Annotated in this window: 20 protein-coding genes; 12 read left to right on the forward strand and 8 right to left on the reverse strand. The window is 56.5% G+C overall.

Annotated elements, in window-relative coordinates:
* Positions 1 to 32: 32 nt before the first annotated feature.
* Positions 33 to 2,363 (reverse strand): Tex family protein, encoded by a 2,331-nt coding sequence (locus ACWYRJ_RS03070; protein WP_455507397.1) that lies wholly within the window; start codon positions 2,361 to 2,363, stop codon positions 33 to 35.
* Positions 2,364 to 2,451: 88 nt separating this feature from the next.
* A complete protein-coding gene (gene greB / locus ACWYRJ_RS03075) occupies positions 2,452 to 2,925 on the reverse strand; it encodes a transcription elongation factor GreB (RefSeq protein WP_111963763.1) in 474 nt (157 codons plus the stop codon).
* Between the two features lie 232 nt (positions 2,926 to 3,157).
* Between greB and ompR the strand changes: the two genes are divergently transcribed.
* Both ompR and envZ read left to right on the forward strand, forming a co-directional pair.
* Positions 3,158 to 3,877 carry an osmolarity response regulator transcription factor OmpR gene (gene ompR, locus ACWYRJ_RS03080; protein ID WP_455507398.1) on the forward strand — a complete coding sequence of 240 codons (720 nt, stop codon included), beginning with the start codon at positions 3,158 to 3,160 and terminating at the stop codon, positions 3,875 to 3,877.
* Positions 3,874 to 5,220, forward strand: coding sequence for a two-component system sensor histidine kinase EnvZ (gene envZ / locus ACWYRJ_RS03085; protein WP_023309494.1), 1,347 nt, complete (start codon positions 3,874 to 3,876; stop codon positions 5,218 to 5,220). Before ompR ends, envZ begins: the two co-directional genes overlap by 4 nt.
* A gap of 66 nt (positions 5,221 to 5,286) precedes the next feature.
* Here the strand turns inward: envZ and pckA are convergent, their stop codons facing one another.
* The 5 genes from pckA to ACWYRJ_RS03110 all read right to left on the reverse strand — a co-directional run bounded on the left by pckA (position 5,287) and on the right by ACWYRJ_RS03110 (position 11,452).
* Positions 5,287 to 6,906 (reverse strand): phosphoenolpyruvate carboxykinase (ATP), encoded by a 1,620-nt coding sequence (gene pckA, locus ACWYRJ_RS03090; protein ID WP_455507399.1) that lies wholly within the window; start codon positions 6,904 to 6,906, stop codon positions 5,287 to 5,289.
* A gap of 360 nt (positions 6,907 to 7,266) precedes the next feature.
* Complete coding sequence (hslO, locus tag ACWYRJ_RS03095) at positions 7,267 to 8,151, reverse strand: Hsp33 family molecular chaperone HslO (RefSeq protein WP_161495995.1); 885 nt, start codon at positions 8,149 to 8,151, stop codon at positions 7,267 to 7,269.
* Between the two features lie 17 nt (positions 8,152 to 8,168).
* Entirely contained in the window at positions 8,169 to 8,570 is a 402-nt protein-coding gene (gene hslR, locus ACWYRJ_RS03100; protein ID WP_149367150.1) for a ribosome-associated heat shock protein Hsp15, read from the reverse strand.
* Positions 8,567 to 9,250, reverse strand: a complete 684-nt coding sequence (gene yrfG / locus ACWYRJ_RS03105; RefSeq protein ID WP_032641117.1) for a GMP/IMP nucleotidase — start codon at positions 9,248 to 9,250, stop codon at positions 8,567 to 8,569. Before yrfG ends, hslR begins: the two co-directional genes overlap by 4 nt.
* A 66-nt stretch (positions 9,251 to 9,316) precedes the next feature.
* Positions 9,317 to 11,452 (reverse strand): intracellular growth attenuator family protein, encoded by a 2,136-nt coding sequence (locus ACWYRJ_RS03110; protein ID WP_223580644.1) that lies wholly within the window; start codon positions 11,450 to 11,452, stop codon positions 9,317 to 9,319.
* 324 nt (positions 11,453 to 11,776) lie between these two features.
* Here ACWYRJ_RS03110 and nudE point away from each other — a divergent pair, with 324 nt between their 5' ends.
* Complete coding sequence (nudE, locus tag ACWYRJ_RS03115) at positions 11,777 to 12,337, forward strand: ADP compounds hydrolase NudE (protein WP_008503041.1); 561 nt, start codon at positions 11,777 to 11,779, stop codon at positions 12,335 to 12,337.
* 88 nt (positions 12,338 to 12,425) lie between these two features.
* On the opposite strand, the gene mrcA is transcribed toward nudE, so the two are convergent.
* On the reverse strand, positions 12,426 to 14,978 hold the full coding sequence (gene mrcA / locus ACWYRJ_RS03120; protein ID WP_455507400.1) for a peptidoglycan glycosyltransferase/peptidoglycan DD-transpeptidase MrcA: 2,553 nt from the start codon (positions 14,976 to 14,978) through the stop codon (positions 12,426 to 12,428).
* 120 nt (positions 14,979 to 15,098) lie between these two features.
* Here mrcA and pilM point away from each other — a divergent pair, with 120 nt between their 5' ends.
* From pilM to dam, 9 genes are all read left to right on the forward strand, one after another.
* Positions 15,099 to 15,875, forward strand: coding sequence for a pilus assembly protein PilM (pilM, locus tag ACWYRJ_RS03125; RefSeq protein ID WP_223580640.1), 777 nt, complete (start codon positions 15,099 to 15,101; stop codon positions 15,873 to 15,875).
* On the forward strand, positions 15,872 to 16,366 hold the full coding sequence (locus ACWYRJ_RS03130) for a PilN domain-containing protein (RefSeq protein WP_111963768.1): 495 nt from the start codon (positions 15,872 to 15,874) through the stop codon (positions 16,364 to 16,366). The genes pilM and ACWYRJ_RS03130 overlap by 4 nt, the downstream gene beginning before the upstream one ends.
* A gap of 3 nt (positions 16,367 to 16,369) precedes the next feature.
* Positions 16,370 to 16,825, forward strand: a complete 456-nt coding sequence (locus tag ACWYRJ_RS03135) for a HofO family protein (protein ID WP_223580638.1) — start codon at positions 16,370 to 16,372, stop codon at positions 16,823 to 16,825.
* Positions 16,815 to 17,219, forward strand: a complete 405-nt coding sequence (locus tag ACWYRJ_RS03140) for a HofP DNA utilization family protein (protein ID WP_149367144.1) — start codon at positions 16,815 to 16,817, stop codon at positions 17,217 to 17,219. Before ACWYRJ_RS03135 ends, ACWYRJ_RS03140 begins: the two co-directional genes overlap by 11 nt.
* Positions 17,131 to 18,369: a DNA uptake porin HofQ gene (hofQ, locus tag ACWYRJ_RS03145; protein WP_111963771.1), complete on the forward strand. Its 1,239-nt coding sequence runs from the start codon at positions 17,131 to 17,133 to the stop codon at positions 18,367 to 18,369. Before ACWYRJ_RS03140 ends, hofQ begins: the two co-directional genes overlap by 89 nt.
* Positions 18,370 to 18,655: 286 nt before the next feature.
* Positions 18,656 to 19,177 (forward strand): shikimate kinase AroK, encoded by a 522-nt coding sequence (gene aroK, locus ACWYRJ_RS03150; RefSeq protein WP_003861630.1) that lies wholly within the window; start codon positions 18,656 to 18,658, stop codon positions 19,175 to 19,177.
* A gap of 57 nt (positions 19,178 to 19,234) precedes the next feature.
* Positions 19,235 to 20,323 (forward strand): 3-dehydroquinate synthase, encoded by a 1,089-nt coding sequence (aroB, locus tag ACWYRJ_RS03155; protein ID WP_111963772.1) that lies wholly within the window; start codon positions 19,235 to 19,237, stop codon positions 20,321 to 20,323.
* A 92-nt stretch (positions 20,324 to 20,415) separates the two neighbouring features.
* The gene (damX, locus tag ACWYRJ_RS03160; protein WP_249576292.1) at positions 20,416 to 21,735 is read left to right on the forward strand and encodes a cell division protein DamX; all 1,320 of its coding nucleotides are present in this window, start codon (positions 20,416 to 20,418) and stop codon (positions 21,733 to 21,735) included.
* Between the two features lie 67 nt (positions 21,736 to 21,802).
* On the forward strand, positions 21,803 to 22,615 hold the full coding sequence (gene dam / locus ACWYRJ_RS03165) for an adenine-specific DNA-methyltransferase (RefSeq protein WP_111963774.1): 813 nt from the start codon (positions 21,803 to 21,805) through the stop codon (positions 22,613 to 22,615).
* Positions 22,616 to 22,636 lie beyond the last annotated feature (21 nt).

Here is a 22,636-nt window from a genome sequence, read left to right on the forward strand (position 1 = left end):
GGAGAGGGTTAGGGTGAGGGGCATTTACAACCTTAGCGTTTTTTACCCATCGCTGCCGCCAGCGCATCCATCATCGCGCTGTTGCCTGTAGGCTGAGCATCACGTCCGCGCGGTTTTGCCGCTTTCGCGGCGGGACGCTGCTGTTCGCGGCCTCCGCCATTGCCGCCGCGGCGCGCGTTGGTGTCGCCCGGCTGCTCGTCCAGACGCATGGTCAGCGCGATACGCATGCGCTGCAGATCCACTTCCAGCACTTTGACCTTCACGATGTCGCCCGCTTTAACCACGGTGTGCGGGTCTTCAACAAACTTGTCGGCAAGGGATGAGATATGCACCAGACCATCCTGATGCACGCCGATATCCACAAATGCGCCAAAGTTGGTCACGTTGGTCACCGCGCCTTCCAGCACCATGCCCGGCAGCAGGTCGTTCATGGTCTCGATACCGTCAGCAAAGGTCGCCGTTTTGAACTCAGGACGCGGATCGCGGCCCGGCTTTTCCAGCTCTTTAATAATGTCGGTGACGGTTGGCACACCAAATTTGTCGTCGGTGAAATCAACGGCTTTCAGGTTGCGCAGGGCGCTGCTGTCACCCATGAGATCTTTCAGCGCCTGCTGGGTGGCGGCCAGGATGCGTTCCACCACAGGGTACGCTTCCGGGTGAACGGTGGAGGCATCCAGCGGGTTATCGCCGTGGTTGATGCGCAGGAAGCCCGCGCACTGCTCAAACGCTTTTGGACCCAGACGGCTCACCTTCAGCAGCTGCTGACGGTTCTGGAACTGACCGTTCTCATCACGCCAGGCGACGATGTTCTGCGCCATCATGCGGGTTAAGCCCGCCACGCGGGTCAGCAGGGGAACGGAGGCGGTATTCAGGTCAACGCCAACGGCGTTTACGCAGTCTTCCACCACCGCATCCAGCTTGCGCGCCAGCTGAGTCTGGCTCACGTCATGCTGATACTGGCCCACGCCGATGGATTTCGGATCGATCTTCACCAGCTCCGCCAGCGGATCCTGCAGGCGGCGAGCGATAGAAACTGCCCCGCGCAGGGAAACGTCCAGGTCCGGGAATTCCTGGGCCGCCAGCTCGGACGCGGAATAGACGGATGCCCCGGCCTCGCTGACGATCACTTTCTGTGCCGTCACTTTCGGGAACTGCTTCTGCACGTCGAGGTAGAAACGCTCGGTTTCACGAGAGGCCGTACCGTTGCCGATGGCAACCAGCTCGACGTTGTATTTTTCGCAAAGCGCCGCCACCACGACGGCCGCTTTCGCTGCCTGGCCGGTGTGCGGATAAATGGTATCGGTCGCCACCAGCTTGCCGGTGCCGTCAACCACAGCGACCTTCACGCCGGTACGCAGACCCGGGTCGAGACCCATGGTCGCGCGCAGGCCGGCAGGGGCGGCCATCAGCAGGTCGTGCAGGTTACGGGCGAAGACGTTAATCGCTTCATCTTCGGCGCGTTCGCGCACGGTGCCCATCAGCTCGGTTTCGAGGTGCATCAGCACCTTGATGCGCCAGGTCCAGCTTACTACGCCTTTACGCCAGCTGTCTGCCGGGGCGTTGTTCAGACGCAGGCCGAGATGGTCGATAATGATCTGCTCGCAGTGGCTCTCTTTCGGCGGCTCGTCAAACTGCGGGTCGGCGTTCAGGGAGAGCTGGAGCACGCCTTCGTTGCGGCCGCGGAACATTGCCAGCGCGCGGTGGGAAGGGGTGGTAGAAATCGGTTCGTGGTGATCGAAATAGTCGCGGAATTTCGCGCCTTCTTCCTCTTTACCCGCGACGACGGTAGAGACGATGTGGGCATTCTTCCACAGGTAATCACGCACTTTAGCGAGCAGCGCGGCGTCTTCGGCGAAGCGCTCCATCAGAATGTAGCGTGCGCCGTCAAGGGCGGCCTTGGTGTCCGCCACGCCTTTGTCAGCGTCGATAAATTTCGCCGCTTCGGTTTCGGGATCGTGCGACGGCTCGTTCCACAGCAGGTCGGCCAGCGGCTCAAGGCCCGCTTCAATCGCAATCTGCCCGCGCGTGCGGCGCTTCGGTTTGTACGGCAGATAGAGATCTTCTAATTCGGTTTTGCTCAGGGTGCCGTTAATGGCGCTTTCCAGATCGCTGGTCAGTTTGCCCTGTTCGCCGATGGATTTGAGGATCGCCTGACGACGTTCTTCCAGTTCGCGCAGATAACCGAGACGGGTCTCCAGGTTACGCAGCTGCGTGTCATCCAGACCGCCGGTGACTTCCTTACGATAGCGTGCAATAAACGGCACGGTGTTCCCTTCATCAAGCAGGCGAACGGCAGCTTCTACCTGTTCGGCTCTGGCCTGAATATCACCCGCAATAATGCGGCAGAGCGAATCATTCATCATGGCTTTATCATCTGTTGAGTCGAAAAAATCAGGGGATAGTTATACGGGCTGACACGGCAAAATGCCAGCCGGGGAGGGCGCTCTCGGACTATTTTACGTAGACGATCTCATTGACGTACCAGCTGGCTTCACCAGCTGGAGTCTGAACGATGGCCAGATCGCCCACTTCCTTTTTCAGCAGCGCGCGGGCCATCGGGGAGTCGATGGAGATGTAATCCTTACGACCAAAAATTTCATCGTAGCCGACAATCCGAAAACGCAGGGTGTCACCATCGTCGTTTTCAATCTCCACCCACGCGCCGAAGAACACTTTGCCCTCCTGCTGCGGGGAGTAATCGACAATTTTAAGATTCTCGAGGCACTTCGTCAGATAGCGAACCCGGCGGTCAATTTCGCGCAGCCGCTTTTTGTTGTACTGGTAGTCAGCGTTTTCGCTGCGATCGCCCAGGCTTGCCGCCCAGGTCACCTTTTTGGTTACTTCAGGACGCTCTTCGCGCCAGAGGTAATCCATCTCTTTTTTGAGCTTTTCGTACCCTTCGCGGGTGATCAGGGGCGTTTTCATGGTAAAGCCTTTGCTGCCTGCCGGTTAACTGTCTTGCGCACAATACGTACCACACAGTGTAACAGACAGGATTAATAATGATTTATGTGATGAAATGAGCAGATAAGCTGCTGTTAAATATGCTTTGTAACAATTTCGACTAGAATTTATACCAGAATTAACTGGTCGAATACGTGCACTTTTTTAGAATACGCTGTTACAAAGACTATCCGAACCTTTGGGAGTACACACAATGCAAGAGAACTACAAAATTCTGGTCGTGGATGACGACATGCGCCTGCGTGCGCTGCTGGAGCGTTATCTGACCGAGCAGGGCTTCCAGGTTCGTAGCGTCGCGAACGCTGAGCAGATGGACCGTCTGCTGACCCGTGAATCTTTCCACCTGATGGTTCTCGACGTGATGCTGCCTGGCGAAGACGGGCTTTCTATTTGCCGCCGTCTGCGCAGCCAGAGCAACCCGATGCCGATTATCATGGTGACGGCGAAGGGCGAGGAAGTTGACCGTATCGTTGGCCTCGAAATCGGCGCGGACGACTACATTCCAAAACCGTTTAACCCGCGTGAACTGCTGGCACGTATTCGCGCCGTGCTGCGCCGTCAGGCGAACGAGCTGCCGGGCGCGCCGTCGCAGGAAGAAGCCGTTATTGCCTTCGGCAAGTTCAAGCTGAACCTCGGCACGCGCGAAATGTTCCGTGAAGACGAGCCGATGCCGCTCACCAGCGGCGAGTTTGCGGTCCTGAAAGCGCTGGTCAGCCACCCGCGTGAACCGCTTTCCCGTGACAAGCTGATGAACCTGGCGCGCGGTCGCGAATACTCCGCAATGGAACGCTCTATCGACGTGCAGATCTCCCGTCTGCGCCGCATGGTGGAAGAAGATCCGGCGCATCCTCGTTATATTCAGACCGTATGGGGTCTGGGCTACGTGTTCGTCCCGGACGGCTCTAAAGCATGAGGCGAATGCGCTTCTCGCCGCGAAGCTCGTTTGCCCGCACCCTGTTACTGATCGTCACCCTGCTGTTCGTCAGCCTGGTGACGACCTACCTGGTGGTGTTGAACTTTGCGATCCTGCCGAGCCTCCAGCAGTTTAATAAGGTCCTGGCCTACGAAGTCCGTATGCTGATGACCGATAAACTGCAGCTGGAGGACGGCACGCAGCTCGTCGTTCCCCCGGCGTTTCGCCGTGAAATCTACCGTGAACTGGGCATTTCGCTCTATTCCAACGAAGCGGCGGAAGACGCTGGCCTGCGCTGGGCGCAGCACTACGAATTCCTCAGCCAGCAGATGGCGCAGCAGCTGGGCGGTCCAACGGAAGTGCGCGTTGAGGTCAACAAAAGCTCGCCCGTCGTCTGGCTGAAAACCTGGCTGTCACCCAATATTTGGGTTCGCGTTCCGCTGACCGAAATCCATCAGGGCGATTTCTCACCGCTGTTCCGCTATACCCTGGCGATTATGCTGCTGGCGATAGGCGGCGCGTGGCTATTTATCCGTATACAGAACCGACCTCTGGTCGACCTGGAGCACGCTGCGCTGCAGGTCGGTAAAGGGATTATTCCTCCTCCGCTGCGCGAGTATGGCGCCTCGGAAGTCCGCTCGGTGACGCGTGCGTTTAACCATATGGCGGCAGGCGTGAAGCAGCTGGCGGATGACCGTACGCTGCTGATGGCGGGCGTGAGCCATGACCTGCGCACGCCGCTAACGCGTATTCGTCTGGCGACGGAGATGATGGGAGAAGAGGACGGTTACCTTGCCGAGTCCATCAATAAGGACATTGAAGAGTGTAACGCCATCATTGAGCAGTTCATCGACTACCTGCGCACCGGGCAGGAGATGCCAATGGAGATGGCGGATCTGAACGCGGTGCTGGGCGAAGTGGTGGCGGCGGAAAGCGGCTACGAGCGCGAGATTGATACCGACCTTCAGGCCGGTGAAATTCAGGTTCGTATGCACCCGCTCTCCATTAAACGTGCGGTCGCCAACATGGTGGTCAACGCGGCGCGCTACGGCAACGGCTGGATTAAGGTCAGCAGCGGGTCTGAGCTCAACCGCGCCTGGTTCCAGGTGGAAGACGACGGTCCAGGCATCAAGCCCGAGCAGCGTAAGCATCTGTTCCAGCCGTTTGTGCGCGGCGACAGCGCGCGCAGCACCAGCGGTACGGGCTTAGGCCTGGCGATAGTGCAGCGTATTATTGATAACCATAACGGGCTGCTGGAGATTGGAACCAGCGAGCGCGGTGGGTTGAGCATTCGCGCCTGGCTGCCGGTACCGGTGACGCGGGGGCAGGTGAAAGAGAGTTGAAAAAAGGGTGGCACGAGCCACCCTTTTTTGTAGGTCGGGTAAGGCGAAGCCGCCACCCGACATGGACTACAGTTTTGGACCCGCACTCACTAGCGCAGCACCCGCCGGGGTATCGGTATACTTCTCGAAGTTCTCGATAAACAGCTTCGCCAGCGATTCCGCCTTCTCACGCCACTGCTCCGGAGAACCGTACGTATTGCGCGGGTCGAGGATATGCGTATCTACACCCGGCAGCGACGTTGGGATCGCCAGGTCAAACATCGGCAGCGTGAAGGTTTCGGCGTCGTCCAGAGAACCATCCAGAATGGCGTCGATAATGGCGCGGGTATCTTTGATAGAGATACGTTTGCCGGTGCCGTTCCAGCCGGTGTTCACCAGGTATGCCTTCGCGCCGGATGCCTGCATGCGTTTCACCAGCACTTCAGCGTACTGCGTCGGGTGCAGCGACAGGAAGGCCGCGCCGAAGCAGGCGGAGAAGGTTGGGGTTGGCTCCGTCACGCCGCGCTCGGTACCCGCCAGCTTGGCGGTAAAACCGGAGAGGAAGTGGTACTGCGTCTGGCTGGCGGTCAGGCGAGACACCGGAGGCAGCACGCCGAACGCATCCGCCGTCAGGAAAATGACCTTCGTGGCATGACCCGCTTTTGACACCGGCTTCACGATATTGTCGATGTGGTAGATCGGGTAAGAGACGCGGGTGTTTTCCGTTTTCGACGCATCGTCGAAGTCGATGGAGCCGTCGGCACGCACGGTGACGTTTTCCAGCAGCGCATCGCGACGGATAGCGTGGAAGATATCCGGCTCGGCCTCTTCAGACAGGCGAATAGTCTTCGCGTAGCAGCCGCCTTCAAAGTTGAATACGCCGTCGTCATCCCAGCCGTGTTCGTCATCGCCAATCAGACGACGTTTAGGATCGGTGGACAGGGTGGTTTTCCCGGTGCCGGACAGGCCGAAGAATACCGCCACGTCGCCTTTTTCACCGACGTTAGCCGAGCAGTGCATGGAGGCGATACCGCGCAGCGGCAGCAGGTAGTTCATGACCGAGAACATCCCTTTCTTCATTTCGCCGCCGTACCAGGTACCGCCGATCAGCTGGATACGCTCGGTCAGGTTGAAGGCCACAAAGTTTTCGGAGTTCAGACCCTGCTCTTTCCACTGTGGGTTGGTGCATTTCGCACCGTTCATCACGATGAAATCAGGGGTGAAGTCCTGCAGCTCTTCGTCGGTTGGACGAATAAACATGTTTTTCACGAAATGCGCCTGCCAGGCCACTTCGGTGATAAAACGCACGGAGAGACGGGTATCGGCGTTAGCGCCGCAGAAAGCGTCGACAATGAACAGACGCTTGCCGGAAAGTTGATGGGTGACGAGCCCTTTCAGGTGCTGCCAGGTTTCCGGGGAGAGCGGTTTGTTGTCGTTCTTCCCTTTGCCCTTGTCAGCCCACCACAGCGTATCGCGGGTGGTTTCGTCTCGGACGATATACTTATCTTTCGGCGAACGACCGGTAAAAATACCGGTATCGACGGCGATAGCACCAAGATTCGTCAACACACCACGCTCGTATCCTTCCAGTGTTGGATTGAGCTCTTCCTGATACAGCGTATCGTAGTCGGGGTTGTAGACGATTTCCTGGACGTCGTGAATACCATAAGCCTTGAGATCTTGCGGGGTTAAACCAGTAACACGCATATCACTGCTCCTTAGCCAATATGTACTGCCTGAAATTGTAGGGTTTTTCTGAGGTTGTTTACCGCGACGGGGCTCATAGATTCACGCATCTGGACAAAACCCTTACTAACGGAAAACGCTGCGACTCCAGTCACGGCGCAGGCGGATTATCGCAGGAATCGCTTTTTGGGTGGGGAAAATGTTCCGAAAAGGTTAAAGGCTGGTGATTTTATCGGAAAGAATGTGAATGTAATCGCATACACGTAAGAAAATTACGTAAGAGTTACATTGGGAAAACGATTCAGCTTGGGTGGAGTTTTTTGCCCCTCAGCCCAGCCCTCTCCCCTTTGGGGAGAAGGTTAAGGTGAGGGGAAGAGAGGTTTAGTGAACCTGCGGATCCGCCGGGGAGGCGTTGTTGCGGATCTCAGCGATATCCATCGAATTGAATACATAGTGCGTACCGCAGTAGTCACAGTGCATATCAATTTCGCCGTCTTCCGCCATGATGCTGTCGATCTCTTCATCCGGCAGGGTTTTCAGTGCGCCAGCGCAGCGCTCGCGTGAGCACGTGCACTTGAACTCCACGGACTGCGGGTCGTAAACGGTCACTTCTTCTTCGTGGTACAGACGCCACAGCACGTCGGTCGCCGACAGGTTGAAGAGTTCTTCCGCTTTGATGGTTTCGGTCAGCGTCGCCAGGTGCTCAAAATCATTGGTCTGAGCGTCCTGGGCAGGCAGAACCTGCAGCAGCATACCGCCCGCAGCAGGCTGGCCGTCCACTTCACCGGTGCGGATGAACAGACGCGTCGGCAGCTGCTCAGAACGCATGAAGTAATCTTCCAGGCAGGCTGCCAGGGTATCGCCTTCCAGACCGACCACGCCCTGATAGCGCTCACCTTCCTCTGGGGAGATGGTGATCACCAGGTAGCCATTACCTACCAGCGTTTTGAGGTCAGCATTTTCAGGCACATCGCCCTGAACGCGCGCCACGCCGCGCATCTGCTGCTGGTTATTGCCGTTGATGACCGCCAGCGTCATCGGGCCGTCGCCCTGCAGCTGCACGGTGATATCCCCGGCAAACTTCAGCGTTGCGGTAAGCAGGCTGGTGGCAACCAGCAGTTCGCCCAACAGGGTCTTCACCGGCAGCGGGTAATTGTGGTTTTCCAGAATCTGTTTCCAGGTTTCGGATACGGTGACCAGCTCGCCGCGCACGGCGAATTGTTCAAACAGATAGCGGTGTAATTGGTCGTGTTGGGCCATTTTCATCTCTCGTGCGGGTGAGGTTAATCAGTCTCACCGTGTTTAAATTTCATCAGGTCGCGGCGCTCTTTTTTGTCCGGCCGCCGGTCCGGGTGAGGCATCGTCAGCGCGTTCATTTTGCGCGCCAGCGCGGTCTTCTCGCGCTTTTCAATGCTTTCCGCCGTCTCTTCATAAAGCATTACGGCTTCCGCTGCGGGTCGACGTTGTTCGGTAACGGCTTTAACCACCACCGTACGTTCATCGTTGCCCTGACGCAGCGTTAAGGTGGCATTCAGCTCAACCGTCTTGCTCGGTTTGCTGCGCTGGCCGTTGTAATGCACTTTTCCGCCGTCAACCATCTCGCGGGCAAGGGCGCGCGTTTTATAAAAACGCGCTGCCCACAGCCATTTATCCAGTCTTACCCCATCTGAGGGTTTTTCTTTCATGGCGTCTCCTTCACGGTCAGTGAGGGGATCATCTGGCGATAGTCGTTCAGTCCCGGGTGGCGCAGATAGCTTTTTTCAGCCAGGCCAGAGTCAGGATTGGTGACGCCCAGACAGTAGCGAATGCCAAACCTTGCGGCAGAATCCAGAATGGGCTCGCTGTCATCAATGAACAACGTACGTTCCGGCTGCAAACCCGTCTCTTCCTTAACCGCATGCCACAACCGCTGATCCTCTTTCGGATAACCAAATGTGTGGGTGGAAAGTAATAAATCAAGGTGCGACGCCAGACCCGTATGTTCCAGCTTCACCGCCAGATTATGTGGATGAGCGTTGGTCAGCAAGATACGGCGCTTGCCGCTTGCTTTCAGCGCATCCAGAAAGGGCACAGTATCTTCGCGCAGAACGGCGCGCGGGCCCTGGGCGGTAGTCATGGCACAAATATCCAGACCGAGGCGCTCGCTCCAGTAGTCAAGACAGTACCAGTTTAGCGTATGTTGCACGGCGCTATATTGCGAACGAATGAATGCCTGCGCTTCTGCCGGGGAGATCCCCTGCTGCTCGCCATAGGTTTCTGGAACCAGCGTTTGCCAGAAATAGTTATCAAAGGCGAGATCGAGCAGCGTGCCGTCCATATCCAGCAGAACGGTATCAACCTCCTGCCAGGCGATATCAAGATGCATTAGGGGAACTCCAGCCAGAAGAAACGTGCGCGACAGGGTAGCACATCTTGTCGCGCAACGACGTTATCAGATCAGGCTCTCAGACGAGGGGATCAGCTTAGGATTGAGGCAGTTTTCGTAATACTGCTGGATGTCGGCAAGCCGCGTGCGCGAGCGCTGGTAGCGGCGCAGGGCCATAAAACCGTTCCAGAAAATGGCGATCAGCATCGCGGTCATCAGCAGCGAGGTGCCGATGTAGCGCCATAGCCCAGCGCTATCCGGCATCCGGTGCAGGCCGATATGGCGAGTGCCGTTGGCGTCGGTATAAATACTCGTGACAATCCCTTCTGCGCTGAACGGCGTTTGCATCAGCATCTGCGCCAGGCGCTGGAATTGGCTCCACTGCTCCTGCGCCGGATAATCATAAAGCGCCACCTGCGGATAAGGCTGATCGACCAGGTCGCTGCCCTCATCGCTTGCAATTACAAAGCCGCCCGGTGCCGGGCTGTTCAGCGCCTGAGCCGCACGGGTGGTCTCGCGCATCATGAACGGTGACGTCGAGGTAGCGACCAGGTTATCCAGAGATTCAGCGCTAACCGGCCGCAGCAGCACGTTGACGCCATCCAGTCGTCCCGCTTCGGCGCGTTTCACCAGCGAGTCCCAGTCTTTACTGTTCCCGAGGTTTACCAGGGCATTTTTAAGACGTATGCACTCATCCTGAGAGGAACAAAGATCCTGCGTTTTCAGGACGATGTCACCAAAATCATCCAGCAGAACCATGCCCGATTTTTGAATGGCCGAACGCAGTGCGGGACTAACGCGTGAATCATCGTCCGGTTTCGGGTGCAGCTGGCGGTTAACCGTCTGGGTAAGAGCCGTGGCTTTATTCACGACTTCGGATTCCGGCAGCGGCAGCGGCGGTGCGTCGTTCCAGATAATTTGTGAGCAATCGAACGGCATAAACGGTGAGTTCTGGCGCGTGTTCCACGCCCCCGGGGTGTGAATATTACACATCCCGGTTCCCTTCAGGCGCAGCGTGTCCCCCACGCGCACACCGGCTTCATCCAGTTTGTTGACGCTGGTCGCTTCAATGGTTTGCGCCCCTTTGATCCACGACAGGGTGAATTTGATGGGCATATCCAGCGGCACGAAAAGCAGCAGCATGACTAAGACCAGCGCCGCGCCGCCGGCAATGACCGTGCTGCGAAGCCAGTGCTGAAGCGGGAAATTTTTCACTTCATCATGCAGGGATAAGAAGCGCCCCTGACGCACAACGTGGCGGTCAAGGTAGATATCAATATCGGTTTTCTGCCCCAGGTCCTGCGCGATCCACGGTTGCCAGTGGCGCGGGTAGATCAGGTCGATAATACCGAGCGAGATATTGTTGAGATGTTCCTGATCGTTTTCACCGAAGAGGCCCCAGCGCTTTGGCGTTCCGCGCAGGCAGTGGATTTCGCGCAACGAGGTTCTGGCCGGTGGGGCAAAGAGCCCCCAAAGCCCGCCCGCCAGCAGCAGAACCGCACCGCCAGCCAGCCAGGGGACAAACACATCCGGCGTGAGGAGGCAGATAAAAAAGAGCAGGAAGGCAGCAACGATCAGAATGGCTTCGCGGATGCCGTCCGGGCGGCTCAAAGCGTACTCTTCATGGGTTTCCTGGCGAATATTCAGCAGTTCAATCTGCTCAGTCTCTTCGCCACGAATGGAGGCCTGCGTTGAACTGGCGCGTTCCAGCGCAAAACGAGGGGCTTCCTGAAGGTATTCATTCAGCGTATGGCCGTTAAGCGAGATAACCAGGGGCAACGAGTCGGTGTGAATCAGCTCAACGCTGTTTTCGTCGTTAATGTATTGCTCCCAGGACGGGGGCAGATGCACTTCGACGGAATCAAGGTAATAGCGCCATTTGTTAGGGTCATCAGTAGTGATGCCATAGCGCGTGATGGAGCGCGTCACGCAGAGCACGGTATCACTTTGTGCATTAAGATTTAGCGCGACGGGCGCAGCGGTGGCTCCCGTTGGCCCAGGCGTTAACTGAGTACGGTTCAGGATTTCGAGATAGTTTTCAACCGCATCGCGCTCGTCTTGCGTAAGTTTACGCGTGCTCGCACCCGCAAATGCATTTAAAAAGGGCAGGCGATAACGGCGCTGTACGCGGCGCCTGTACAACCACCCTGCAACCAACGCACCGGCCAGCATAGCAGCGAGAACAATCAAAATGGTGCTCATGCTTTCCCCATCTTACTTATCTTCTTACAGGTGTAGTCAGTAGCACCTTTACATTGAATGAGAGTCTGTGGTTGGCTATCGGCAAGTATGGAGTCGAACTTGAGCATTCTGAAGCGCATCCCAGTGACAGGTGATGATAGCAAAGCCTGTTATGGCGCGATATCAGCAAATTCCTGGAAACATTTCAACCTCTTGACATTTGTTTTGAATTGAGGATTGATCCCAAATACGTTGCATAAATGTAAATAAAGAACAATTGACATTGCCGAAACCGTGCAGCGTATCGCACAATAACGCCAGTTCTCACTGCTAAGACCCATCAAGATGAGCAAACCACTACAAAAACCCACCATTCTGAATGTTGAAACTGTCGCCAAATCGCGCCTGTTTAATGTCGAAAGTGTGGATCTGGAGTTCAGCAACGGTGTGCGTCGCGTTTATGAACGTATGCGCCCTTCTTCGCGCGAAGCGGTGATGATTGTTCCCATTGTCGACGATCATCTGATTTTGATCCGCGAATACGCTGTGGGAACGGAATCTTACGAGCTCGGGTTCTCGAAAGGGCTTATCGACCCGGGTGAAACCGTCTTTGAAGCGGCGAACCGCGAGCTGAAAGAAGAGGTGGGGTTCGGGGCTAATGAGCTTTCATTCCTGAAAAAGCTGAGCATGGCACCGTCCTATTTTTCCAGCAAAATGAATATCGTGGTAGCTGAAGATCTCTATCCTGAATCGCTGGAAGGGGATGAGCCGGAGCCGTTGCCGCAGGTTCGCTGGCCGCTAGCGCACCTGATGGATCTGCTGGAAGACCCTGACTTTAATGAGGCCCGCAACGTGAGCGCGCTGTTCCTGGTCCGGGAATGGTTAAAGGGGCAGGGGCGACTGTAATGGCCTGATGCCCTCGCCCCAACCCTCTCCCACGGGAGAGGGAGCAAACACAAAAACGGCAACCAGAGGTTGCCGTTTTGCTTTGTGGTTAGAACAGCTCGTGCGTTTCGCCGTTATCGATGATCTCTGTACCCACCTCGTGCACCGCCTGTGTGGTTGGCTGGGTGCCTTCAATGAAATACTCTTCGCGACTATTACCGCCATTGGCAAGCTGACCGGTGCTGCGGTCGATATTGACCGTCACCACGCCTGGCGGCGGCGTTAACGGCTGCTCCGGCACACCTTCAAGAACGGACTTCATATAGGCATCCCAGGCCGGCTGCGCGCTCTTCGCTCCGCCTTCGTAGCCGGAAATCTGATCCTTAATCGCGCCGGATGCCGTGGTACGACCTAAATCACGGCGGTGATCGTCGAAGCCGATCCAGACTGATGTCACCACGCCCGGGCCGTAGCCGGAGAACCACGCATCTTTCGAGCTGTTGGTTGTCCCCGTTTTACCGCCGATATCATGGCGCTGCAAATCACGACCTGCGCGCCAGCCGGTACCCTGCCAGCCCGGTTCACCGAAGATGTTGGTGTTCAGCGCGCTCTTAATCAGGAACGACAGCGGCGTGTTGATCACATGCGGTGCGTACTCCTGCGCGCCGGTCTGCGCCACCAGCGCCTGGTTCGCCTGCTCGAGCTGCGGCTGTGGCACAACGCCGTTCTGCTGCTCCTGCGACACGGCAGGGTCTTCCATGTCCTTATTCTCAAGCACCTCGGATTTCGGCGTATTGCCATAAATGACCGGAATATCGCAGTCAGGGCAGGCAATTTTCGGCTTCGCTTCGAACAGCACGCCGCCCTGATCGTTTTCGATCTTGCTGATGAAGTACGGGTCAATCAGGAAGCCGCCATTAGCCATCACCGAGTACCCGCGGGCGACCTGAAGCGGCGTAAAGGAGGCTGAGCCTAACGCCAGCGACTCGGTGCGAACGATGTTCTGTGCCGGGAAACCGAAGCGCTGCAGATACTCTGCGGCATAGTCGACGCCCATCGCGCGCATGGCGCGCACCATCACCACGTTTTTCGACTGCCCCAGACCCTGACGGAGACGAATAGGACCGGCATACTCCGCAGGGGAGTTCTTCGGCTGCCAGTCGGAACCCGCACCGGCATCCCAGCGGGAGATTGGCACGTCGTTGAGGATGCTGGCGAGGGTCAGTCCCTTATCCATCGCGGCCGTGTAGAGGAACGGTTTGATATTGGAACCGACCTGACGCAGCGCCTGCGTGGCGCGGTTAAATTTGCTCTGGTTGAAATCAAACCCGCCGACCAGGGCCAGGATCGCACCGTTCTGTGGATTGATAGAGACCAGGGCCGAGTTGACGTCCGGCACCTGTGCCAGCCACCAGGCTTCGCCTACTTTGCGCACCCAGATTTGCTGCCCGGTCTGAACTGCATCGGTCACTTTACGCGGCGTTGCGCCCTGTAGGGTATCCGAGCGGTACGGACGCGCCCAGCGGACACCGTCCATGCGCAGAGAGACGGAGGTGCCGTCCGCGAGCGTCGCAACGGCTTCCTGAGGATCGGCCTGCGTCACCACGGCAGGCAGGAGCGGACCATAGGTTGGCAGCGCCTTCAGCGTACTGGTGATTTTTTTGCTGTCCCACGCGCTTTCGCCCACTTTCCAGAGCACGTTTGACGGGCCGCGATAGCCGTGACGCATATCGTAGTCCATCACGTTGTTCCGTACCGCTTCCTGAGCCGCCTGTTGGACTTTGCGGGTGACGGTGGTGTACACGCGATAGCCATCTTCATAGGCCTTGTCACCATAGCGATTCACCATCTCCTGGCGAACCATTTCGGTCAGATAAGGAGATGCAAAGGCGATCTCAGGGGCGTGGTAGTTAGCGTCAATGACATCGTTACGCGCCTGGTCGTATTCGCTCTGGCTGATGTAGCCTTCGCTCAGCATACGTGACAGGACGACGTTGCGACGCGCGGTGGCGCGATCGAGCGAGTAGAGCGGGTTAAACGTGGATGGCGCTTTTGGCAGACCTGCTATGGTGGCCATTTCGCTTAAGGTGAGTTGCTCAACAGGCTTGCCGAAGTACACCTGTGCGGCAGCCCCCACGCCATAGGCGCGGTAGCCTAGGTAGATTTTGTTGAGGTACAGCTCAAGGATTTCGTCTTTGCTCAGCAGCTGCTCAATACGGATCGCAAGGAATACCTCTTTGATCTTACGTATCAGCGTCTTTTCAGGGCTGAGGAAGAAGTTACGCGCCAGCTGCTGCGTAATGGTGCTCGCCCCCTGAGAGGCGTGACCAGAGAACAACGCAATGCTCGCGGCACGGAAAATTCCCACCGGATCGACACCGTGGTGCTCGTAAAAACGGCTGTCCTCCGTGGCGATAAAGGCTTTCACCATCACGGGTGGAATTTGGTTTAAGGTCAGCGGAATACGGCGCTTCTCGCCATACTGCGCCATCAGCTCGCCATCGGCGCTATAGACTTGCATCGGGATCTGGAGGCGCACATCGCGAAGCGTGGCGACATCAGGCAGCTGTGACTCAATATATTTGTACAAACCGTAAATCGAGCCTGCTCCCAGCAGAATGCAACAGACTGCAAGGATGAATAAATACTTTACGAACTTCACCGGAGATTTCCCATTTGGTTTCACTTGGGCAGTTTCTAAACAATCGCGCGGTAGTATAAAGGCAAGCCTGATTCATTGATATAGCCGTCAAGACGACGGGCGATAAGGAGATCGTGAAGCATGGCTTTCAAAATATGGCAAACGGGCGTTCATATTCAACAGGATAGGGTGCGAATCGTCTCGTTGGCCCGGGAGAGGTCTGGCTGGTGCTTACGCCGCTGGTGGGCGATACCTCTGGCCGAAGGTATCATTCGTGACGGCAAAATTTGTCAGCCAGAACAGATGGTTGATGCGTTACGCGACTGGCGAAAAACGCTGCCCCACTACCACCGCGTGTTCCTCTCTTTCCCGGCAGCACGCACCCTGCAGCGGTCGCTTCCCCTTCCGGCCGCTGCGCTGCGCGACAGCGAGCAGCTAACATGGCTCGGTGCGGCGCTCGCGCGAGAACTGGAGATGTCTGCCGAAACGCTCTGTTTCGATTACGCGCAGGATACCTTCAGCAATACCTTTCACGTGACTGCCGCGCAAAATAACGAGGTCGACACCCTACTGGCGCTGGCGAAAACGCTGCGTTTGCGGCTGGTAACCATTACTCCGGATGCCAGCGCGCTGGCGAATCTTCTTCCTGCGGTGGCACCAGCGAAATGCATCGCCTGGCGGGACGATCGGCAGTGGCTCTGGGCTATGCGCCACCAGTGGGGACGCCGCTTAACTACCGAAGCAGAAAGCGTGGCTGAGCTGGCGGCGCTGCTGGCTTTTGGGCCGGATGACATCGCGCTGTTTGATAGCCGACGTGACCCGTGGGAAATCCTGGAACGTTACCATGCTCCATTACCGGACTGCGGCGCTGATTATACCGTTGCGCTGGCTTTGGCCATGAGTGAGGTACCCGCATGAGCATCATGAACTTTCTGCCGTGGCGACAGCAGCGGCGCTCGCGATGCCTGCGCTTCTGGGGCGCAATGTGTGTCGGCACAGTGCTGTTGCTGTTCGTGACCATTTTCTGTCTGCGGATGAACCATCTCGTGAGGCTGCGCGCGCTGCAAACGGATCTGACGGGAATGCAGTCCGTGCAGCACGCGCTTGTCGCCCGGCAAAGACTGACCGCACAGGCGCAGATGCCCGTGCAGACCGTGCAACAACGGGCATGGCAACCGGTGCTGGAATCCCTTTCCCGCGCCGTTCCGGCACAGGTCTGGCTGACGGAGTTGCGCTATCAGCCCCCTGCTCTGATGCTGAGCGGGTATGCCATAACCCTGCCCGCCCTGTCTGCTCTGCGCGATGCGCTTGGCCTAATAGCGGATTTTACGCCCGGGACGACGGGTGAGCTTCGGCAGGACAGCCAGGGGCGATGGATGTTCACCCTTCATCTTAAAAGCGAGGGGTAACGCGTGGATACCCTGTTAGAACGCTGGTGCGAAAGCCGTCCCTGGAATCGGGTGCTCTTCTGGTTTCTGGCGAGCCTCCTGGCTGGACTGGCAGCGTGGGGCACCATGCTCAGACCGGTAGACGGGCAGAGTGCCGAACGACAACGCCAGCGGATTCAGGACGTGAGGACGAATGCAGCGTTATGGTCTGCCGTCAGAAAGACGCCGTTTCGTCCGAAAATAACGGAAGCACTGGAGAAGACGCCGTTCTCCCCGCTCGATTTTCAGGGCGATGACGAGAAGCTCGTTCACTGGAAGCCGCTACAGAACGGAGGAGAACTGATGCTGGAGGTAGAGTGGCAGGCTATCCCGGCGCTTTTTTCCCGGCTGGCGCAGCGGGATGTGCAGATCGCCGCTTTCGCGATTACACCACATGGCACAGCGTTGCGCCTGCGGCTGGAGCTAGAACATGCGAAATAGCACGCGATGTTTGCTGGTTTGCTCTGCGCTGCTACTGACCGGTATGCGCGATCCCTTTCACCCGCCGGACGATCCCTGCGCCATTGCCGAGCTGGCGCAGTGGCACTATCGCGGCATGGTGGGTGGACAGCAGGCTATCGGTATTTTACAGGATGGGCAAAAGCGCTGGTATCGGCTGAAAACGCATGAGCGCTTTCCGGAAGGCTGGACGATAACAACCATCAATGAAACGGATCTGGTTGTTGATGTGGGTGACACATGTGAACCAGGAAAATGGACGTGGCAACGAGAAGGAAAGGATAAGAATGAATTTACGGATAATGCTGTGGCTGCTGGCGTTCAGCCATCCGCTGTGGGCCGCCGCGCCAAAACCGGTCACGCTGGTGGTGGATGACGTTCCTGTAGCCCAGGTACTACAGAGTCTGGTTGCCCAGGAGAATAGAAATCTTGTGATATCGCCTGATGTCGGCGGCACGCTTTCGCTCAACCTGAAGCGCGTCCCCTGGCGACAGGCATTACAGACGGTTGTCGCCAGCGCTGGCCTCGTTTTGCGAGAGGAGGGCGGCATTTTTTATGTGTATACCGCGGCCTGGCAGCGTGAACAGCAGGAACGCTCGGAACAGGAGCGGGCCCGAAGACAGCTTGATGCGCCGCTGGTGTCTCACAGCATCGCTTTTTCCTATGCCGATGCCGGAGAGCTGCAGAAAGCCGCGGAAAAACTCCTGAGTCCAAAGGGGAGTTTATCCGTCGACACGCGTACCAACCGGCTGCTGATTCGGGATAACCAGACGGTGGTGGAGACTCTACAGCGCTGGGCCGCCCAGATGGATATTCCCGTCGAACAGGTCGAGCTGGCGGCGCACATTGTGACCATTAATGAAAAAAGCCTGCGCGAGCTAGGGGTGAAGTGGAATCTCGCCGACGCCACCGACGCGGGCAAAGTTGGACAGCTCACCACGCTTGGCAGCGATCTTTCCGTTGCCAGCGCCACCAGCCACGTGGGTTTTAACATCGGACGGATCAATGGTCGGCTGCTTGATCTGGAACTCTCTGCGCTGGAGCAAAAACAGCAGGTCGATATTATCGCCAGCCCGAGGCTTCTGGCCTCGCATATGCAACCAGCCAGCATCAAGCAGGGGAGTGAGATCCCGTATCAGGTCTCAAGCGGTGAAAGCGGGGCGACCTCAGTTGAGTTTAAGGAGGCGGTATTAGGCATGGAGGTCACGCCGGTGGTATTGCCGGGGGGGCGCGTGCGCCTGAAATTGCATATTAGTGAAAATATGCCGGGACAGGTTCTGCAGCAGGCTGACGGCGAAACGCTGGCGATCGACAAACAGGAGATTGAAACCCAGGTGGAGGTAAAAAGTGGAGAAACGCTGGCGTTGGGCGGAATTTTTTCGCAGAAAAACAAAACCGGCAGTGACAGCGTGCCCGGGCTCGGGAAAATCCCCTGGCTTGGGCAGCTTTTTCGTCACGATGGTAAGGATAATGAACGGCGCGAGTTAGTGGTGTTTATTACGCCACGTCTGGTCGGTATTCGCTGACGGGTAACGATCCCCGCAATGATTTTGCATTCAGTTTGTTGCAGATGTTTGACGTGGGGCATGAATTAGCATACAAGGAGTACCGATTTGAGTTGGACTTACGTCTTATTACCTTATGCGCCCGACGCGGTGATTTAATCAGTTGCCAAACAAGCCGGAGTATTGAGATAATTTTTAGTCTGACTCTCGCTCTATTGCATATGAGGTTTCAGTTCATGTCCTGCTACGCTGGGTGTCTGCGAAGCGGGGATTACCATTAACGAATAGTCTTAGTAGTACCGATAAAATGGCAGAGAAACGCAATATCTTTCTGGTTGGGCCTATGGGTGCCGGCAAAAGCACTATTGGGCGTCAGTTAGCTCAACAACTCAATATGGAATTTTACGATTCTGATCAAGAGATTGAGAAACGAACCGGAGCTGATGTGGGCTGGGTTTTCGATGTAGAAGGCGAAGAAGGTTTCCGTGACCGAGAAGAAAAAGTGATCAACGAACTCACGGAAAAACAGGGCATCGTTCTGGCAACAGGCGGCGGTTCTGTGAAATCTCGCGAAACCCGTAACCGTCTCTCCGCCCGTGGCGTAGTGGTCTATCTTGAGACGACTATCGAGAAACAGCTGGCACGTACGCAGCGCGATAAAAAGCGCCCGCTGCTGCAGGTTGAAACGCCACCACGCGAAGTTCTGGAAGCATTGGCCGATGAACGCAATCCGCTGTATGAAGAGATTGCCGATGTGACCATTCGTACTGACGACCAGAGCGCTAAAGTGGTTGCAAACCAGATTATTCATATGCTGGAAAGCAACTGATTCTGGCTTTATATACACTCGCCTGCGGGTAAAAGCATTAAAGGTGGATGTCGCGTCATGGAGAGGATTACAGTTACTCTCGGGGAACGTAGTTACCCTATCACCATCGCGGCTGGTTTGTTTAACGACCCAGCTTCCTTTTTACCACTGAAAGCGGGTGATCAGGCGATGCTGGTCACCAATGAGACGCTGGCTCCGCTTTATCTCGACCGCGTACGCCATCTGCTTGAGCAGGCGGGCGTAAAAGTCGACAGTGTGATTCTCCCCGATGGCGAGCAGTATAAAAGCCTGACGGTACTGGATACCGTCTTTACCGCATTGCTGCAAAAACCGCACGGTCGCGATACAACACTGCTTGCCCTGGGCGGCGGTGTTGTGGGCGATCTGACCGGCTTTGCGGCCGCAAGCTATCAGCGCGGCGTCCGTTTTATTCAAATCCCAACCACGTTGCTGTCCCAGGTCGACTCCTCTGTGGGTGGCAAAACGGCAGTCAACCATCCGCTCGGCAAAAACATGATTGGCGCGTTCTACCAGCCTGCATCGGTGGTGGTGGATCTCGACTGTCTGAAAACCCTGCCGAAGCGCGAACTGGCTTCGGGTCTGGCGGAAGTGATCAAATACGGCATTATTCTGGATGGCGAGTTCTTTGTCTGGCTTGAAGAGAATATGGATGCGTTGCTGGGCCTGGATGAGGCTAAACTGGCATACTGCATTCGTCGTTGCTGTGAGCTGAAAGCAGAAGTTGTCGCTGCAGACGAGCGTGAAACGGGCTTACGTGCTTTACTGAATCTTGGGCATACGTTTGGTCACGCGATTGAAGCCGAAATGGGTTACGGCAACTGGCTGCACGGTGAAGCCGTCGCGGCCGGAATGGTCATGGCAGCCCGCACCTCTGAACGCCTCGGACAGTTCAAACCGGAAGAGACGGCACGTATCATTGCGCTGCTTGAACGTGCAGGTTTGCCGGTGACCGGGCCGCAGGAGATGTCGGCGCAAGCGTATTTACCCCACATGATGCGCGATAAAAAAGTATTGGCAGGTGAGATGCGTCTTGTACTCCCGCTTGCAATAGGGAAGAGTGAAGTGCGCGGCGGAGTGCCGCACGATGTCGTTCTTGGCGCTATCGCTGATTGTCAGCAGGCGTAACAACTAGAAAGGTCAGGCCACTGTCGCAGGTGGTCGTTTAGCTTCAGGTGAAATGCAAAGTCGTTGGCATAAGCCTTTGAGTGGGGTGTTAAATGGATGAATTCAAACCAGAAGACGAGCTGAAACCCGATCCCAGCGATCGTCGTACTGGTCGTTCTCGTCAATCTTCAGAACGTGATAACGAGCCGCAGATCAACTTTGACGATGTTGATCTGGATGCAGACGATCGTCGCCCTTCGCGCAGCCGCAACGCGCACGAAGAGCGAGCAGAAGAGGATTATGAGTCCGAAGAAGATTCAATGGACGAACAGCCTGTAGAGCGTCGCCCGCGTAAACGTAAAAAAGCCGCTGCGCCGAAACCGGCTTCCCGCCAGTACATCATGATGGGCCTTGGCGTTCTGGTGCTTGTGCTGCTGATTGTCGGCATTGGCTCCGCGCTTAAAGCGCCGTCAACGAACTCAACCGAGCAAACGGCTTCCGCTGAGAAGAGCATCAACCTGTCCGGTAACGATGCGACCAATCAGGCGAATGGTGCTCAGCCTGCACCGGGTGCGACTTCTGCAGAGCAGACCGCAGGCAACACTACAGCGCCGCAGGATGTTTCTCTGCCGCCCGTTTCTTCAACCCCTGCTCAGGGCCAGGCACCTGCTACGCCTGAAGGTCAGCAGCGCGTAGAAGTTCAGGGAGACCTGAACAATGCGCTGACGCAGCCGCAGAACCAGCAGCAGGTTGATAACGTCGTGGTTAACTCCACGCTGCCAACCGAGCCGGCAACCGTTGCCCCGATTCGCGGTGGTAACGCCCAGCCACAAACGGCTGCGACGGAAACCAAACCGCGCCAGACGCAACAAACTGCGACACGTCCTGAACGTAAGCAGGCGGTGATTGAGCCTAAGCGTGAAACCAAACCTCAGTCAGTAGTCAAAGCGCCTGAAGTGAAAGCCGTACCGGCACAGTCGAAACATACTGAAACCGCGGCGGTGAGCGAGCCTGCGAAAGCGCCAGTCACGCAGACGGCGCCGAAAGCAACGGCGACCACAACAGCACCGGCTGCCACAGCTGCGCCTGCAGCAACGGCTCCAGCTGCCACGGCAACAGCCTCCAGCAGCGCCGCAGGCAAAACGGCAGGTAACGTTGGTTCGCTAAAGTCTGCGCCATCCAGCAACTACACGCTGCAGCTGAGCAGTTCGTCTAACTATGACAACCTCAACAGCTGGGCGAAGAAATCAAATCTGAAAAACTATGTTGTTTATCAGACGACCCGTAACGGTCAGCCCTGGTATGTGCTGGTGAGCGGTGTTTATTCGTCCAAAGATGAAGCAAAACGTGCCGTTGCGGCACTGCCAGCGGATGTTCAGGCGAAAAACCCCTGGGCGAAGCCGATTCATCAGGTTCAGGCCGATCTGAAGTAATGTTTAAAGCGCAGGATGCTGTCGGAGCTTTCTCCACAGCCGGAGAAGGTGTAATCAGTTAGTCAGCATGAAAAAAAATCGCGCTTTTCTGAAATGGGCAGGGGGAAAATACCCCCTGCTCGATGATATTAAAAAGCACCTGCCTGAAGGCGAGTGTCTAATCGAGCCTTTCGTGGGTGCAGGATCGGTGTTCCTCAACACCGATTTTTCTCGTTATATCCTGGCGGATATCAACAACGATCTTATCAGCCTCTATAACATCGTTAAGCTGCGCACCGAAGAGTATGTCGCAGAGGCGCGCAAACTGTTTACGCCAGAGAACAACACCCCTGACGTCTACTATCAGTTCCGCGCGGAGTTTAATCAGAGCCAGGATCCATTCCGTAGAGCGCTGCTATTCCTCTATCTCAACCGTCATGGTTACAACGGCCTGTGCCGGTATAATCTTCGTGGGGAATTTAACGTGCCGTTTGGTCGCTATAAGCGCCCGTATTTCCCGCAGGACGAGCTGTATCACTTTGCCGAAAAAGCGCAGAACGCTGAGTTTCATTGCCTCTCCTATGAAGAGTGTATGGAGCTGGCAGGCGTAAACTCGGTGGTTTACTGTGATCCGCCTTACGCACCATTGTCTGCAACGGCGAATTTCACCGCTTATCACACCAACAGCTTCAGCCCGGCCGAACAGGCTCGTCTGGCTGAGATGGCGGAAAAGCTGGTCAGCAAAAGAATTCCGGTGTTAATTTCAAATCACGACACGCCTGATACGCGCGAATGGTACAAAGCCGCGAAGCATTTTCAGGTTAAGGTGCGGCGTAGCATTAGCAGCAACGGCGGCACGCGTAAAAAGGTGGACGAACTTCTGGCTCTTTATCGCCCCTGAGCCGTTTTGCCCGCCGGTAAA

It is taken from the genome of Enterobacter sp., assembly GCF_977039595.1.